This window comes from Acinetobacter sp. CAU_H_60, assembly GCF_058599385.1.
On the sequence record NZ_CM178653.1, the window covers coordinates 1,988,489 to 2,003,053 of the forward strand.

Consider the following 14,565-nt stretch of genomic DNA (forward strand, 5'->3'; position numbering starts at 1 on the left):
CGACCGGTTGGTTATTAAGGAACACCTTTGAAATACATCATCTCACTGCTTGCAGTTCTCAGCCTGTTTGTGCCTGCAATTTCATATGCTGCCCTTCTAAATATTGTGCCTGAAAGCGTTGAAGCAGAAGCCTGGACCATTCTTGACTCACAGTCAGGCCAAGTCATTGCCGAACACAATGCCGACGTTCAACGTGCACCAGCTTCCCTCACCAAAATGATGGTGGCTTATATTGCACTAAAGGAAATTCAGGCGGGTAAATTAGATAAAAGTGAAGTATTAACTGCAACACCGATTGTGAAAACAGTGATGTGGGATGAGTCACAAATGTATCTGAAAGAAGGTGAGCAGATTTCGATTGATCAGCTTCTAGCTGGCCTGATTATCATGTCGGCGAATGATGCTGCTGTGACATTGGCAGAAAAAATTTCAGGTGATATTCCAAGCTTTGTCGAGCGAATGAATCGGGAAGCAAAAGCTTTAGGTATGGTTCATACCCATTTCCAGAATCCGGCCGGTATTACCATGCCTGAGCACTATTCTACTGCAGCGGATCTGGCGCGTTTGTCGGCAGCTGTAGTCAATCAAACTCCGGACTATCTATATTATTCCAAACAGCCAAGTTTTACCTATAACAACCATTTCCACCGTGCCACTAACCGTGTGTTGCAAGTGGACTCAAGCGTGGATGGTTTAAAAACAGGCTTTACTCGCGCAGCCGGCTATAACCTGGCGCTTACCGCCAATCGTCCGACTTATGATATGGAACTACCCCACCGTCGTTTGATCGTGGTGGTTTTAGGTACCAAAAGTGCTGCCAAACGCGCTGAAGTGTCGCATAAGTTGATGAATCTGGCATATACCTATACCCGTAATGAAGTCGCCATTAAAGACAAACAGCTACTGGCTGAATTACCAGTGATCAAATCGACTTTGAAAATGTTTAAGGTAGAGACCAAGCAGCCGCAGATTATTACGACATCTTTATATGATCAGAATTATGCCATTGATCTGAACCAGTTCGATCAAAACCATCAACGGGTGATGTTGAATACAGGTGATGGTGTAATGCAAAGCATTGAACCGCTCCATGAAACCCAAACTCATATCAATGTAGAAATGACTGCTTCTGAGTTGATTGCACCTATGGCCAAAGTGATGCCATTAGCGACGATTCATGTCTATCAGAATAATCAGCTTATTCGTACCATCCAGATTGAAGATATGGTGGAACTTGAAGAAGCCAGTTTCTTCCAGAAATTTCTGAGCTGGTTATCCAGCTTCTTCGGTATCTTTGCAGAAAGTGCGCCAAGTGCCAAACTCTATCCAATCCAGAAATAAACACTGAATACAGTTAGAAGGCCTCTCATTTGCCTTCTAACTCCCCCCTTAAATTTCTCCCTTTTCTCTCGTCAATTTTACCTCCCCTGACATAATTGCTACGTTTTGTAATTTGTATAACAATTCTAATCAAGACGGCCTGCTGCCCATGCCATAGTATATTTGGTCTAAATTTCTCTTATTTTTATTAGAAAAATAAATAGGTTAATAATATATGACAGCACATCGAATCGTAATTGTAGGTGGTGGCGCAGGTGGGATGGAGCTGGCTACTCAACTGGGCGAAACCTTAGGCAAAAGTGGCAAAGCGCATATTACCCTAGTAGATCAGAAACTGACGCATATCTGGAAACCCTTATTGCATGAAATTGCTGCAGGTACGCTTAATCCGCATGCAGAAGAAACCAATTATTTTAGTCATGCTGCGGCTCATCATTATCACTTTGTGCTGGGAACATTTGTTGACCTAGACCGTGAGGCTAAAGAAATTATTCTGGAAACAGATTACTTTTCTAAAAAAGCCCAGCCTAAACAGAAGAAACACATCAGCTATGACACGCTAGTGCTGGCATTAGGTTCTACTTCCAATGATTTTAATACGGAAGGTGTTGCCCAATACTGTCATTTTCTCGACAGCCGCCAGCAGGCCGATGTCTTCCAGCAGGATCTGCTACATCTTTATCTCAATGCTCAAAATCAAACCTCTTCCCGTGAGCTTAAAATTGCCATTATTGGAGCCGGTGCAACTGGTGTAGAACTGGCTGCCGAGCTGGTGATCGCCAAACAAAACTTTTTTAAATATGGTCTGAACAAGATTGATCCAAATAAAGTCAAAATCACTTTGATTGAAGCTGCTGATCGGATCTTACCTGCCCTGTCTGAGACAATGGCTGAACACACTATGGAGCAACTCGATCGTCTAGGTATTGAGGTATTAACCAGTCATAGGGTCGCTAAAGTCGATGAAGACCAGATTTATTTTGCTGATGGTTCAAGCCTCGAAGCAGAAATTAAAGTCTGGGCTGCTGGAATTAAAGCACCTGAAGTTCTGGCCAAACTTAAAGAACTGGAAAAAGACAACATTAATCGCCTAAAAGTTTATGCAACTCTGCAAACTCTATCAGACCCGGATATTTTCGTTTTTGGTGATTGTGCTCATTGTCAGCCTGAAGCAGATCAACCGGTTTTAGGCCCACGTGCGCAGGTCGCCAGCCAGCAGGCTGCTTTTCTGGTCAGAGCCTTAAAAGCACGCATTAATGGCGAAAGCTATTTACCGATGTTCAAGTTTTCTGACAAAGGTTCATTAGTGTCTTTAAGTCAAAATAGCGCTGTCGGTGAATTATTGGGTCAGGTCAATGTTCAAGGCTTTGTCGCGAAATCTATGTATGTATCCCTGTACCGGATTCATCAGGCCACTATTCATGGCTATACCCATGCTGGCCTGTTAACTGCCAAAGACTTTGTTACACGAAAAATTGCACCCAAGCTGAAATTGCATTGAAATTGTAAATATTGTCCTCATATATGAAAAAATCGTCATTAAACATGTCAAATTGCATTTTTTTGCTATTTTTAGTCTACAAAAATACAATTTCACTTTATGATGTACCCTTAAAAAATTGAATGGATCAATTAATATGACTGCTATTGCAAATAACCTCGTGGTTTCTTTCCACTACACATTGACTAACGCAGAGGGTGAAACTCTCGACAAATCTCAAGGTGAACCACTTGCCTATTTGCACGGTGCAGGTAACATCATCCCTGGTTTAGAAAAAGCTTTAGAAGGCAAAACTGTTGGTGAAAAATTCACTGTAAATGTTCCTGCTGCTGAAGGCTATGGCGAATATAACCCAGAGCTAGTGCAAGAAGTGCCTAAACAAATGTTCCAAGGCGTAGACAACATCCAGGCAGGCATGCAATTCCAAGCACAAACTGATGACGGCGTTCAAATCGTAACTGTTAAAGCAGTTGAAGGTGACAACGTAGTTGTTGATGCTAACTTCCCGCTTGCTGGTCAAGATTTAACTTTCGAAGTTGAAATCGTGTCTATCCGTGAACCTTCTCAAGAAGAACTTGATCACGGTCACGTACACGGTGCAGGTGGTCACCACCACTAAGACTTCCCAGTCTTTAGCACAAAAAGGCAAAGTGAAAACTTTGCCTTTTTTATTGCCTTAAGATTTTAAATATAAAAAAAGCAGGACTACTGCCCTGCTTTTCATCATTAAAATCGCGAACTACTCAAATTACGCAATCATTAACGTTTGTTATAGATCTGCATTGCTGTTGGCAGATTTTGACGCATTGCTGCGATACGTTGACTGTTCGATGGGTGAGTAGACAGGAAAGTCACGCCAGTGCTGCCGCCTTCAAGCTTGTTCATTTTTTCCCAAAGGGTAATCGCTGCATTTGGATTATAGCCAGCGCGCGCCATAAGGGTTAAACCACCTTGGTCCGCACGACTTTCCAGATTGCGTGAGTAAGGTAAGCCGATACCAATCTGGCTACCCAATTGTGCCACTGCAGCACCACCCTGTCCTACGCCCGCTGCATTTAAACCTATGCCCAATGCCAGATCAGTCAGGGCTTGTGCACCAAGTTTCTGTTTCGCGTGCTCTTCCAGGGCATGGACCATTTCATGACCCATAATGGCTGCAATTTCAGCATCGGTCAGATTCAGCTTGTTCACGATACCGGTATAGAACACCACTTTACCACCAGGTGCCACAAAAGCGTTGACCTGATCAGATTTCAGTACGGCTAACTGCCATTGGAATGCAGTGCCTGTCTGGTTCAGCTGGTTGGCATAAGGTTTTAAACGGTTAAAAACAGCATTAATACGACTGTATGTCGCTGAACTGGTATCCAGCTGACCTTTCGCTTTAGCGTCTGCCACCATGGCATTGTAGCTTTGGCTGGCTGAAGCATTTAAAGTCGCAGTATCTGCACCTGCAATATCGGCAATAGTTGTACAACCAGACAAAGTAATGGCTGCGGCTGCGCCCATACCTAACAAGAATTTATTTTTCATTATAGTGACTCCACCATAAGCAAAAGGTTAATTTACATTGTAAAAAATTATAAGTTAAAGGCTGGAGCAACTAAATGTACAATTACTTCATCTTGTTATATTTTATGTAATTTTAACCCCAATACTGTATCGCAAGCCAATAAATCAGACAGACAATATTTAAACCTAAATATAAATGACACAAAGGTTTAATTTTTTCTTCTAAAATTTCACTTTTACGCTTAAAAAATAGAAAAGCATTCTGCAGCAAGATGACCGGTACCAATACACAGGCAATGATCACGCTCAAGCCAATGAATGCCCCATAAATAATGTCAGGATCCTGAGTTTGGGCACGGATGATCAGCATCGCAATGGTCGGTGCGCCACCCATCGCGAATAACAAGGAATAGAACATCGTTCCCGAGATATTTTTATGCATCCTGCATACTCATATTTTATTTTGTTTTATTCTAACAAGCGCCATGCCACTGCACAGCACTTGCCGTTAAGACTTTAGTCCTGAATTTCGAAATTATTTCTTAGTCTTGTATACCGTCATCGCTTCAGGCATCAGCTGTTGCAAGGCTGCAATTCGGTCATCATTCGTTGGATGCGTAGAAGTAAATTTATTCAGGACACTATTACCACGGCTGTCTTGTGCATTCATTTTTTGCCACAACGTAATCGCTGCATTCGGGTTATAGCCCGCACGTGCCATCAGCATGAGACCGCCTTTATCGGCACGGCTTTCCAGATTACGTGAGAATGGCAAACCCACACCAAATTGAGCACCCATATCCAGCAGTAGCCCACCATAACCACCCGCGGACTGCCCGACATACTTGCTACCGATACTTACTGCCAGATCAGTCAGTGCTTGCGCTCCTACCTTATTTTTTGAATGTTCCTCAAGCGCATGCACCATTTCATGCCCCATGATGGCAGCAACTTCATCGTCTGTGAGTTTTAGTGTATCAACAATACCCGTATAGAACACCACCTTGCCACCTGGTGCGACATAAGCATTAATCTCGTTGGATTTAATCACCGCCACTTGCCAGTCAAACTTCTGACCGGTCTGATTCAGTTGATCCGCATAAGGCTTCATTTTCAGGAAAACACGGTTTACTTTTTTATAGGTGGCAGAAGTCGTATCCAGAATCTGTTTCTGCTTGGCCTCTGTCAGCATCTGATTATAGCTTTGTGCTGCACTCAGATTTAATGTAGCTGAATCAGCTCCCATCAAATCTGCAACCGTAGTACACCCCGTTAATGTGGTCGCAATGACCATCCCCGCCAATAAATTTTTATATTTCATGACCTTCTCAAATATATAAGGTCAAAACATCATAAAGAATCCAAACAGGTTTTCAATCATTTTTATAAGCTTTTCCAAATAAAAAACCCTGTGAAATCACAGGGTTTTTATCATTTTCAACTTAAAGGATTAAGCATCAAACGGATGGCGAAGAATAATGGTTTCTTCACGGTCTGGACCAGTTGAAATGATGTCGATTGGACATTCAATCAATTGTTCAAGACGTTTCACATAGTTAATTGCCGCTTGTGGCAATTGATCTAGTGATTTCGCACCGAAAGTAGATTCTTTCCAGCCTGGCATAGTTTCGTAGATTGGTTTTAAAGTTTCAAATGCAAGCGCATCAGAAGAACCAACACAGCCAGAATCAGCAGCTTCGTAACCTACACAGATTTTCACTTCTTCTAAACCGTCAAGAACGTCAAGTTTAGTCAAGCAAATACCAGACAGTGAGTTCACTTCTACTGAACGACGCAGGATTTCAGCATCGAACCAGCCACAACGACGTTGACGACCAGTAGACGCACCAAATTCTGAACCTACAGTACCCAGGTGTTTACCAATTGCATCACCTGTATCTGTTGCAGCGTCATACACCAACTCAGTTGGGAATGGGCCTGAACCTACACGAGTGGTGTATGCTTTAGTAATACCCAGTACATAGTCAAGGTGTAATGGACCAAGACCTGAACCTGAACTTACGCCACCAGCAGTCGTGTTTGAAGATGTTACGTACGGATATGTACCGTGGTCAACGTCAAGCAATGAACCTTGCGCACCTTCGAACATGATTTTCTTGCCAGCTTTACGGTAAGCGTGAAGTTCACCAGTCACGTCCATAACCATAGGCTCGATCACTTTGCGCCATTCGTCGCAAAGCGCAAGTACGTCTTCAACTTTAACTGCTTCAACACCGAAGAATTGAGTCAATTGGAAGTTGTGGTATTCAAGCAATTCTTCAAGCTGAGCTTTCAGATGTTCGCCACCACGTACCAGGTCAGCAACACGGATTGCACGACGCGCCACTTTATCTTCATAAGCAGGCCCGATCCCACGACCAGTTGTACCGATTTTCGCATTACCACGTTTTTTCTCACGAGCTTGGTCAAGTGCGATGTGGTGCGGAAGAATCAATGGACAGTTTGGAGAAATGCGTAGACGTTCACGTACTGGCACGCCTTCTTTTTCAAGAATATCCATCTCTTTGATGAGCGCTTCAGGTGAAAGAACCACACCATTACCAATTAAGCACAATACGTTTTCACGTAAAATACCTGATGGAATGAGGTGTAATACAGTTTTCTTACCACCAACCACGAGAGTATGACCTGCGTTATGTCCGCCTTGATAACGAACTACTGCAGCCGCTTGATCTGTGAGCAGGTCGACGATCTTACCCTTACCTTCGTCGCCCCATTGGGTACCAAGTACCACAACATTCTTGCCCATAATAGCCTCATTACATCATGCTGTTAAAGTTGAAAGTCCCACTCAGCGACATGAACACTGAGTAAAACAATTAAAGCGATTAAATCGTTTTGATGGTCCACTCACCGTCCACATTCACCAGCTGGTGAGTTGCATACGGTACTGAGTTTAAATCATCATTACCTAATAACTGAATTACACTTAAGCCTTGTGCACGGGTTGCCTGAATCGCATTTAATAACGCAGCATCTGTACCCTTAGGTGCTACCACAACTTTAGCTGTAGCAAACTTGCCTGCACTTAAAGCATATAAGTCACAGGAGAAACCGGTTGCCGGACGTGCACGACCAAAATGCTCACCAATGCCATCATAACGGCCACCTTGTGCCAGTGCAGCAGCACGGTTCGGTGCATAAACGGCATACATCAGGCCGGTGTGATAATGGTATGAACGTAACTCGACGACATCAATCCCAATATGCAGATTCGGCCAGCGTGCCTGAACTTCATTTTTGGTGGTTTGCAGTGCATCAAATGCCTGTTTGAAGGCTGGATTTTCTAATACTTCAGCACTTAAATTCGTTTTTAAAGCATCCAGGTCACTTGCAAAGCGGCCAAGCGTATAAAAGTCTGAACCAAACTTAAGATTTGCAGTAAATTCAGCCAGTTCTGGCAATGCTTTACGTTGATAAAGATCAGACAATTGGCGTTCGGTTGCTTTACTTAAACCGGCTTGTGCAATCAGGCTACGGAACAGCCCCACATGACCTAAGTCAAGGTGGATGCCGTCGGCCAGATCTGCTTCCTGAATCAGGCTGATCATCAGGTCAACCATTTCCACGTCAGCATCAATGCTGTCTGAACCAAATAATTCTGCACCTAATTGCAATGGTGCACGTGTGGTATTAAATCCTTGAGGTTTCGTATGTAAAACCGTACCCGCATAACAATAACGAGCCACACCTTCCACTGGATGTACATGCGCATCGATACGAGCCACTTGTGGTGTCATATCGGCACGCACACCAAGCAAACGGCCAGACAGCTGGTCGATCACTTTAAAAGTGGCTAAGTCTAAATCCTGATTCGATTCTGAGAGAGAAGATAGAGATTCAATGTATTCAATAAATGGCGTGTACACCAGCTGATAACCTCGAGATGCGAGGAAATCCAGTGATTGACGGCGCAGGCTTTCGATGACTTGCGCTTGTTCTGGTAATACATCAGCTACACCATCAGGTAATAACCATGTCTCTGAAATGGGCATGTTGTAAACCTAAATTCTTGTCAGCGCGGAATAAACCGCATAAAAAAATCGGGAGCACACCCGATTTCTCCTAGTCTAGCACGATCGTTTAGGCTGTGCATCGCAATTTTGATAATTTTCTCTGACTGAACAAAGGACTTAGATAGATAAACCAAATCATCTCCCTCTTATTAAGAGAAGATAGGCTGAATAAAATTTAATAACCAACATATCAAATTGATTTTCTAATATATTTTCCCGACCAAAACAATGACGAAAAACTTATTCTTGATTCAATCCTTATCTATCCAAGGGTAAGAATTTATAAAATACCAGTACTAGATGCTTAAAAATAATCCTATACAAAAACCCAATATGGAGACTTAAATGACCAAGAAAACAGCATCATTCTGGTAGAGTTTAAAGGGACTGCAAAGACTCCAGTATTTCTTATAAACTTTCTTTCTCCTTCTAGAATAAAACCCGATCATCTCATGCCTCCCTTTCAGTCACGTATAACGCCTTCTGATGCCACTCCTCTGAGTGAATTCCAGCGTGGTGTGAAAGACTGCCTACCTTTATTATTAGGTGTAATTCCTCTGGCGCTGGTTTTGGGTGCAACAGCAGCACAAAAAGATTTTAGCCTGCTTGAAGTGCCTTTATTGACCGGGCTAAACTTTACTGGCGGTTCCGAGTTTGCAGTTTTAGAAGCCTGGACTGATCCACCGCATCTGCTTACCTTAATCTTTATTACTTTTCTCATTAACAGCCGCTATATTCTGCTCGGTGCCAGTCTGGTGCCTTATTTAAGACATCTTCCAAATCGAAAAATCTTTCCGGCATTATTTTTTATGGTCGATGAAAGCTGGGCCTTAAGCCTGACAGATGCACAGCGTCGACTGGCACAGTTTGGTTATCGATATGCTTTTAGTCTGCCTTATTATGCCGGGCTATGTATTGTTCTTTATCTGGCTTGGGTCGGCTTTACGACACTCGGTGCCCTGCTTGGACCCGTGCTAGGAGACATTAACCGTTTTGGTTTTGATATGGCTTTCCCCGCCATTATGCTGGTCTTACTGAAAGGTATGTGGAAAGGCTTTACTGAAGCCAGACCTTGGCTAATCAGTTTTATTTGTGCTGCACTGGCTTATAGCTATCTACCAGGCAACTGGTACGTACTAATCGGTGCATTTACAGGAATTGCCTCTGCCTTCTGGCTAATTCAGGAGGATGAAGCATGATCCAGATGAATACCTTAATCGCGATCATACTGGTTGCCCTAACCACTTATGCTACCCGCCTGCTCGGATATGTACTACTCAAAAATAAAACTTTGAGCAAACGTCAGCGTAAAATTCTGGAAGTGATTCCAGGCTGCGTACTGATTTCGATGATCACCCCATATTTTTTACGAGATGATCCGGCTGATCTGATCGCTATAATGGTGACACTATTCGTTGCATCATGCTTTGGCATGCTGCCGACCATTTTAATTAGCATGGCCTCGGCAGCTATTTTAAGAACGTTACTGGTTTAAATCCTTTATATAAGGCTAAGCCAGCATGAAAGAGTCTTATGACTTTGGTTCTACTACTTTAGCGAGCAGATTTACCAGTTCTGCATTTTGCAGCTCAACTTTTTGCAGTTTGGCTGTAGTCTGATCCAGTACTTCCTGCTGCACATGCATCTTTTTCGCCAGATCCTGCATAATTTCCAAGGTCTTTTTTAAATTTTCTTCCAGATGCGCCACTTTTTCCTCAACTGGCACGCCTTCCACACTTTGTGAACTCTCATTATTATTAAATTGCAGCCAGATCAAAAAAATCACAGCCAAGGTCAGTAATATAATAAATCCCCAGATCAACATCATGTGCTTGCTCTTATTCCATTTAATTATCTTTATCTTAACGAAAAAATATCCAGATCATAGAAATATTCGGCATAAATCCAGAGCTTTTCGATCAATTACGTCCAAGTTCTTATTCATTTTCCTCTAATTTTTTAATCTTGTATAAAAAAGCACCCCATTTGGGATGCTTTCAAAATAGCTTAATGTGTATAAAAGGAATCACAGAGATCCAGTAACCGGTTGGCATAACCCCATTCATTGTCATACCAGGCAAATACTTTGGCTTGATGCCCCACCACCATGGTCTGGGTCAAATCCACAATCAATGAATAAGGCGAATGATTAAAATCGCTAGAGACCAAAGGCTCATCTGTCACAGACATGATTTCAGCAAAATCCTGACGTGCAGCGTTCATTAATACTTCATTCAACTGATGATCAGTAATGGGTGACTGGGAGATAAAGGTTAAATCAATGGCCGCTACATTAATGGTTGGCACGCGAATCGAATAACCATCAATCCGGTTCTCCATCTTCGGCATTACGCGTTTGAGCGCACCCAAAGCTGAAGATGTGGTTGGAATAATATTTTGCCCGGAAGCACGGGCACGTCTTAAATCACGATGGGCATGATCCAGTACAGACTGATCCGCTGTCACCGCGTGAATTTCAGTCATCAGTGCAGTCTCAATCCCAAAGGCATCATCAATGATTTTGACTAGCGGTACCAATGCCTGCGTAGTACAGGAAACACTGGAAATAATCTGGTCACTTTCTTTGACATCTCGATGGTTGACGCCATAGACAATTGCGGCATCCACCGTATCAAATGGTGCAGCACCGATAATCACCCGTTTTGCCCCGGCAGTAATATGCTGAGTCGCAGCCTCACGCGAACGGAACAGGCCGGTACATTCCAATACCACATCAATATTCAATTCCCGCCATGGCATTTCCACCGGATTCGCCTGTCTTAACACCTGAACTTTCTGATAAGCATCGCGGTAAGTGACATGCAGGTAGGCATACTCATCTTCATAAGTCAGATCGACCTGCCCCGGGAAACGGCCATGAGTAGAATCATATTTAAATAGATGCAATAAGGTTTCAACGTCGGCAACGTCATTAATGGCAACGATGTCAAAATTAAAATCTTTCGGATTTTCAAACCATGCACGCAACACATTGCGTCCGATTCGTCCAAAACCATTAATTGCGATACGTTGCATCGACATTCCCTACTGCGGCATAAAACTTTGTGCGCCTATATTAATGGAATTATCCAGCTGACTGATAACTATTCAGCTAAATCCACTAAAAATTACACAGAATGTCCAATATTTCATCGAAAAATTCATGCTTTAATAAAGGCAATGCGAAGTTTCTGTTACCGAGATTTGAAATAAATTGCTGTAATGACAATAGCTTTTGATTTTGCAGGGCATTTTTCTGATTTTTCCAATATTCATTCCTTATAGTTTTATGATCTATAAATATGAAAATCATTGGTTGAACAGGCATTTTCCGTTATAATTTGGCGTTTTTAAATATTTAAGCCCCGCATTGCAGCAAAGAACCAACCTTCTTGTCAGACTGTGATGTTTTTAGCCAAATCGGAAATTATGGAGTGACTTGGTTGTGAGTACTCGTTTTATGACATCAGCTGAAATTCGCGAAGCTTTTTTAAGCTACTTTGAATCGCAAGGGCATACACGTGTCGCGTCGAGTTCTCTGGTTCCTGCCAACGACCCAACATTATTGTTTACCAATGCTGGTATGAACCAGTTTAAAGACTGCTTCCTGGGTCTGGAAAAACGTGACTATGTTCGCGCAACATCTTCACAAAAATGTGTACGTGCAGGTGGTAAACACAACGACTTAGATAACGTTGGCTACACAGCTCGTCACCACACATTCTTTGAAATGCTGGGTAACTTCTCGTTTGGTGATTACTTCAAACGTGATGCCATTAAATTTGCCTGGGAATTCCTGACCAGCGACAAATGGCTGGCGCTACCTAAAGACAAATTGTACGTAACTGTGTATCACACTGATGACGAAGCGTTTGATATCTGGAATAAAGAAGTTGGTCTAGATGCCAGCCGTATTATCCGCATTGGTGATAACAAAGGCGAAAAATACGCATCAGACAATTTCTGGGCAATGGGCGATACCGGTCCTTGTGGCCCATGTTCTGAAATCTTCTATGATCACGGTGAACACATCTGGGGTGGCCTGCCTGGCACGCCTGAAGAAGATGGCGACCGTTTCATTGAAATCTGGAACAACGTATTCATGCAGTTCAACCGTACTGCTGATAGTGTATTACACCCTCTTCCAGCACCTTCTGTTGATACAGGTATGGGCCTTGAGCGTATTTCAGCTGTTCTTCAGCATGTTAACTCGAACTATGAAATCGACCTGTTCCAAAACCTGTTAAAAGCTGCTGCTGAAATTATTGGTTTAGATACTTCAGATATTGAAGCGAAAGCACAAGCTGAAAACAAACCGGTTGAATACCCTGCTTCACTTAAAGTGGTTGCTGACCATGCACGTTCATGCTGCTTCCTGATTGCGGATGGTGTAAACCCATCGAATGAAGGTCGTGGTTATGTACTGCGTCGTATTATCCGTCGTGCAGTTCGTCATGGTAACAAACTGGGTGCAACTGGTTCATTCTTCCACAAAATGCTTCAGCCTTTAATTGATGTGATGGGCGCAGCTTATCCTGAACTTGAAGCAAACAAAGCACGTATCGAAGCTGCATTGCTGAAAGAAGAAGAACAGTTTGCTAAAACACTTGAGCAAGGCCTGAAATTGCTTGAAGGTGAATTGGCGAACCTGAAAGGTTCTGTGATTCCAGGCGAAGTGGTATTCAAACTTTATGACACTTACGGCTTCCCAACTGACTTAACTGCCGACATCGCACGTGAACGTGATTTAACGATTGACGAAGCTGGCTTTGAGAAAGAGATGGCTGCACAACGTCAACGCGCACGTGATGCAGGTAAATTCGCAATCGACTATAACAGCGTTGTTAAAGTTGAAGGCGAAACTCAGTTTGAAGGTTATGACGCAACTGCAGGTCAAGGTCAAATCATCGCGATCTATAAAGATGGCGAGCAAGTTGACGAAGTGGTTGAAGGCGACGAAGCACTGATCGTATTGAACCAAACTCCTTTCTATGCAGAAAGCGGTGGTCAAATCGGTGATACAGGTATCTTCAAAAACGATACGGGTATTTTCGAAGTTCAAGATACCAAAAAATCTGGTGGTGCGTTCGTACACCAAGGTATCGTGACTATGGGTAACCTGAAAGTTACTCAAAACGTTGAAGCAACGGTTAAAGCCGAGATTCGTGCTGCAACTGCACGTAACCACTCTGCAACTCACTTGCTACATGCTGCCCTACGTCAAATCCTGGGTTCACACGTACAGCAAAAAGGTTCATTGGTTGCGTCTGACGTTCTACGTTTCGACTTTGCAAACGACCAACCTGTAACTTTTGAACAGCTGCAAGAAATTGAACGTCTTGTCAATGCCGAAGTGATTGCCAACACAGCTGTAACCACTGAACTGCTCGACATCGAATCTGCGAAAGCCAAAGGTGCGATGATGCTGTTCGGTGAGAAATACGGTGAAGAAGTTCGCGTATTATCTATGGGTTCAGTAATTGACGAGAAAAACTTCTCAATCGAACTGTGTGGCGGTATTCACGTAAAACGTACGGGTGACATCGGTCTGTTCAAAATCACGTCTGAAGGTGGTGTCGCAGCGGGTGTACGTCGTATTGAAGCAGTAACCGGTACTAAAGCTGTTGAAGCCGTACAGAAAGTCGACCGTGATGTTCAATATATCAATGGTTTGTTAAAAGCACAGAACCATCAAACAGTCGAAAAAGTTGAAGCTGTGGTGGACACTGCGCATCAATTGCAAAAACAGATTGAACAATTGAATCAAAAATTGGCAAGCCTACAAGCCGGTGAACTTTTAAGTCAGGTTCAAGAGCTTGCTGGTCGTAAAACACTGATCACTACTGTTCAGGGTATGGATGCGAAAGCATTACGTAACCTACACGACGGTGTGAAATCAAAATTAGAAAATGCAGTCATTGTTCTTGCAGGTGTAGAGGGTGACAAGGTGAGCTTGATTGCATCTGTAGCGAAAGACTTTACTGCTTCTATTAAAGCGGGTGACATCATCAAACACTTGGCAACTGAGCTAGGTGGTAAAGGTGGTGGTAAACCTGACTTGGCACAAGGTGGCGCGCCACTTAACGAGAAGTTTGCTCCAGTGATGGCTGATTTAGCAGCTTGGCTTGAAGCAAAATAAAAACTTCATTTTGTGTAACTGACCCTGATCGGAAA

Annotated in this window: 13 protein-coding genes; 6 read left to right on the plus strand and 7 right to left on the minus strand. The window is 43.1% G+C overall.

The features are described from left to right. Nucleotides 1–27: 27 nt before the first annotated feature. The 3 genes from AC4MBN_RS09255 to slyD all read left to right on the plus strand — a co-directional run bounded on the left by AC4MBN_RS09255 (nucleotide 28) and on the right by slyD (nucleotide 3,461). Nucleotides 28–1,341, plus strand: a complete 1,314-nt coding sequence (locus AC4MBN_RS09255; protein WP_491880149.1) for a D-alanyl-D-alanine carboxypeptidase PBP6B — start codon at nucleotides 28–30, stop codon at nucleotides 1,339–1,341. 214 nt (nucleotides 1,342–1,555) lie between these two features. After that, the gene (locus AC4MBN_RS09260) at nucleotides 1,556–2,842 is read left to right on the plus strand and encodes an NAD(P)/FAD-dependent oxidoreductase (protein ID WP_419374640.1); all 1,287 of its coding nucleotides are present in this window, start codon (nucleotides 1,556–1,558) and stop codon (nucleotides 2,840–2,842) included. A 136-nt stretch (nucleotides 2,843–2,978) separates the two neighbouring features. Continuing rightward, nucleotides 2,979–3,461 carry a peptidylprolyl isomerase gene (gene slyD, locus AC4MBN_RS09265; RefSeq protein WP_004784172.1) on the plus strand — a complete coding sequence of 161 codons (483 nt, stop codon included), beginning with the start codon at nucleotides 2,979–2,981 and terminating at the stop codon, nucleotides 3,459–3,461. 140 nt (nucleotides 3,462–3,601) lie between these two features. Here the strand turns inward: slyD and AC4MBN_RS09270 are convergent, their stop codons facing one another. The 5 genes from AC4MBN_RS09270 to AC4MBN_RS09290 all read right to left on the minus strand — a co-directional run bounded on the left by AC4MBN_RS09270 (nucleotide 3,602) and on the right by AC4MBN_RS09290 (nucleotide 8,370). Next, entirely contained in the window at nucleotides 3,602–4,375 is a 774-nt protein-coding gene (locus AC4MBN_RS09270) for a M48 family metallopeptidase (RefSeq protein ID WP_419365514.1), read from the minus strand. Nucleotides 4,376–4,487: 112 nt separating this feature from the next. Continuing rightward, complete coding sequence (locus tag AC4MBN_RS09275; protein ID WP_004784177.1) at nucleotides 4,488–4,796, minus strand: hypothetical protein; 309 nt, start codon at nucleotides 4,794–4,796, stop codon at nucleotides 4,488–4,490. Between the two features lie 93 nt (nucleotides 4,797–4,889). Next, on the minus strand, nucleotides 4,890–5,675 hold the full coding sequence (locus AC4MBN_RS09280) for a M48 family metallopeptidase (protein ID WP_419374641.1): 786 nt from the start codon (nucleotides 5,673–5,675) through the stop codon (nucleotides 4,890–4,892). A gap of 129 nt (nucleotides 5,676–5,804) precedes the next feature. Continuing rightward, entirely contained in the window at nucleotides 5,805–7,124 is a 1,320-nt protein-coding gene (locus AC4MBN_RS09285) for an adenylosuccinate synthase (protein ID WP_004784184.1), read from the minus strand. Nucleotides 7,125–7,203: 79 nt separating this feature from the next. Beyond that, nucleotides 7,204–8,370 carry an ATP phosphoribosyltransferase regulatory subunit gene (locus AC4MBN_RS09290; RefSeq protein ID WP_491880150.1) on the minus strand — a complete coding sequence of 389 codons (1,167 nt, stop codon included), beginning with the start codon at nucleotides 8,368–8,370 and terminating at the stop codon, nucleotides 7,204–7,206. A gap of 473 nt (nucleotides 8,371–8,843) precedes the next feature. On the opposite strand from AC4MBN_RS09290, the gene AC4MBN_RS09295 reads away from it, so the two are divergent. Together AC4MBN_RS09295 and AC4MBN_RS09300 are read left to right on the plus strand one after the other, a co-directional pair. Continuing rightward, nucleotides 8,844–9,590, plus strand: coding sequence for an AzlC family ABC transporter permease (locus AC4MBN_RS09295; protein ID WP_491880151.1), 747 nt, complete (start codon nucleotides 8,844–8,846; stop codon nucleotides 9,588–9,590). Continuing rightward, a complete protein-coding gene (locus AC4MBN_RS09300) occupies nucleotides 9,587–9,886 on the plus strand; it encodes an AzlD family protein (protein WP_419374643.1) in 300 nt (99 codons plus the stop codon). The genes AC4MBN_RS09295 and AC4MBN_RS09300 overlap by 4 nt, the downstream gene beginning before the upstream one ends. Nucleotides 9,887–9,922: 36 nt before the next feature. Here AC4MBN_RS09300 and AC4MBN_RS09305 read toward each other — a convergent pair whose 3' ends face one another. After that, on the minus strand, nucleotides 9,923–10,219 hold the full coding sequence (locus AC4MBN_RS09305; protein ID WP_005236433.1) for a hypothetical protein: 297 nt from the start codon (nucleotides 10,217–10,219) through the stop codon (nucleotides 9,923–9,925). Nucleotides 10,220–10,398: 179 nt separating this feature from the next. Continuing rightward, nucleotides 10,399–11,427, minus strand: a complete 1,029-nt coding sequence (locus tag AC4MBN_RS09310; RefSeq protein WP_419374644.1) for a type I glyceraldehyde-3-phosphate dehydrogenase — start codon at nucleotides 11,425–11,427, stop codon at nucleotides 10,399–10,401. A gap of 409 nt (nucleotides 11,428–11,836) precedes the next feature. Between AC4MBN_RS09310 and alaS the strand changes: the two genes are divergently transcribed. Beyond that, nucleotides 11,837–14,530 carry an alanine--tRNA ligase gene (alaS, locus tag AC4MBN_RS09315; protein ID WP_491880152.1) on the plus strand — a complete coding sequence of 898 codons (2,694 nt, stop codon included), beginning with the start codon at nucleotides 11,837–11,839 and terminating at the stop codon, nucleotides 14,528–14,530. Nucleotides 14,531–14,565: the final 35 nt, after the last annotated feature.

Excerpts from the sequence above, each read along its gene's own strand:
- AC4MBN_RS09260 (WP_419374640.1), top strand. The coding sequence starts at position 1,556 with ATGACAGCACATCGAATCGTAATTGTAGGTGGTGGCGCAGGTGGGATG.
- slyD (WP_004784172.1), top strand. The coding sequence starts at position 2,979 with ATGACTGCTATTGCAAATAACCTCGTGGTTTCTTTCCACTACACATTG.
- AC4MBN_RS09270 (WP_419365514.1), bottom strand. The coding sequence starts at position 4,375 with ATGAAAAATAAATTCTTGTTAGGTATGGGCGCAGCCGCAGCCATTACT.
- AC4MBN_RS09275 (WP_004784177.1), bottom strand. The coding sequence starts at position 4,796 with ATGCATAAAAATATCTCGGGAACGATGTTCTATTCCTTGTTATTCGCG.
- AC4MBN_RS09280 (WP_419374641.1), bottom strand. The coding sequence starts at position 5,675 with ATGAAATATAAAAATTTATTGGCGGGGATGGTCATTGCGACCACATTA.
- AC4MBN_RS09285 (WP_004784184.1), bottom strand. The coding sequence starts at position 7,124 with ATGGGCAAGAATGTTGTGGTACTTGGTACCCAATGGGGCGACGAAGGT.
- AC4MBN_RS09290 (WP_491880150.1), bottom strand. The coding sequence starts at position 8,370 with ATGCCCATTTCAGAGACATGGTTATTACCTGATGGTGTAGCTGATGTA.
- AC4MBN_RS09295 (WP_491880151.1), top strand. The coding sequence starts at position 8,844 with ATGCCTCCCTTTCAGTCACGTATAACGCCTTCTGATGCCACTCCTCTG.
- AC4MBN_RS09300 (WP_419374643.1), top strand. The coding sequence starts at position 9,587 with ATGATCCAGATGAATACCTTAATCGCGATCATACTGGTTGCCCTAACC.
- AC4MBN_RS09305 (WP_005236433.1), bottom strand. The coding sequence starts at position 10,219 with ATGATGTTGATCTGGGGATTTATTATATTACTGACCTTGGCTGTGATT.
- AC4MBN_RS09310 (WP_419374644.1), bottom strand. The coding sequence starts at position 11,427 with ATGCAACGTATCGCAATTAATGGTTTTGGACGAATCGGACGCAATGTG.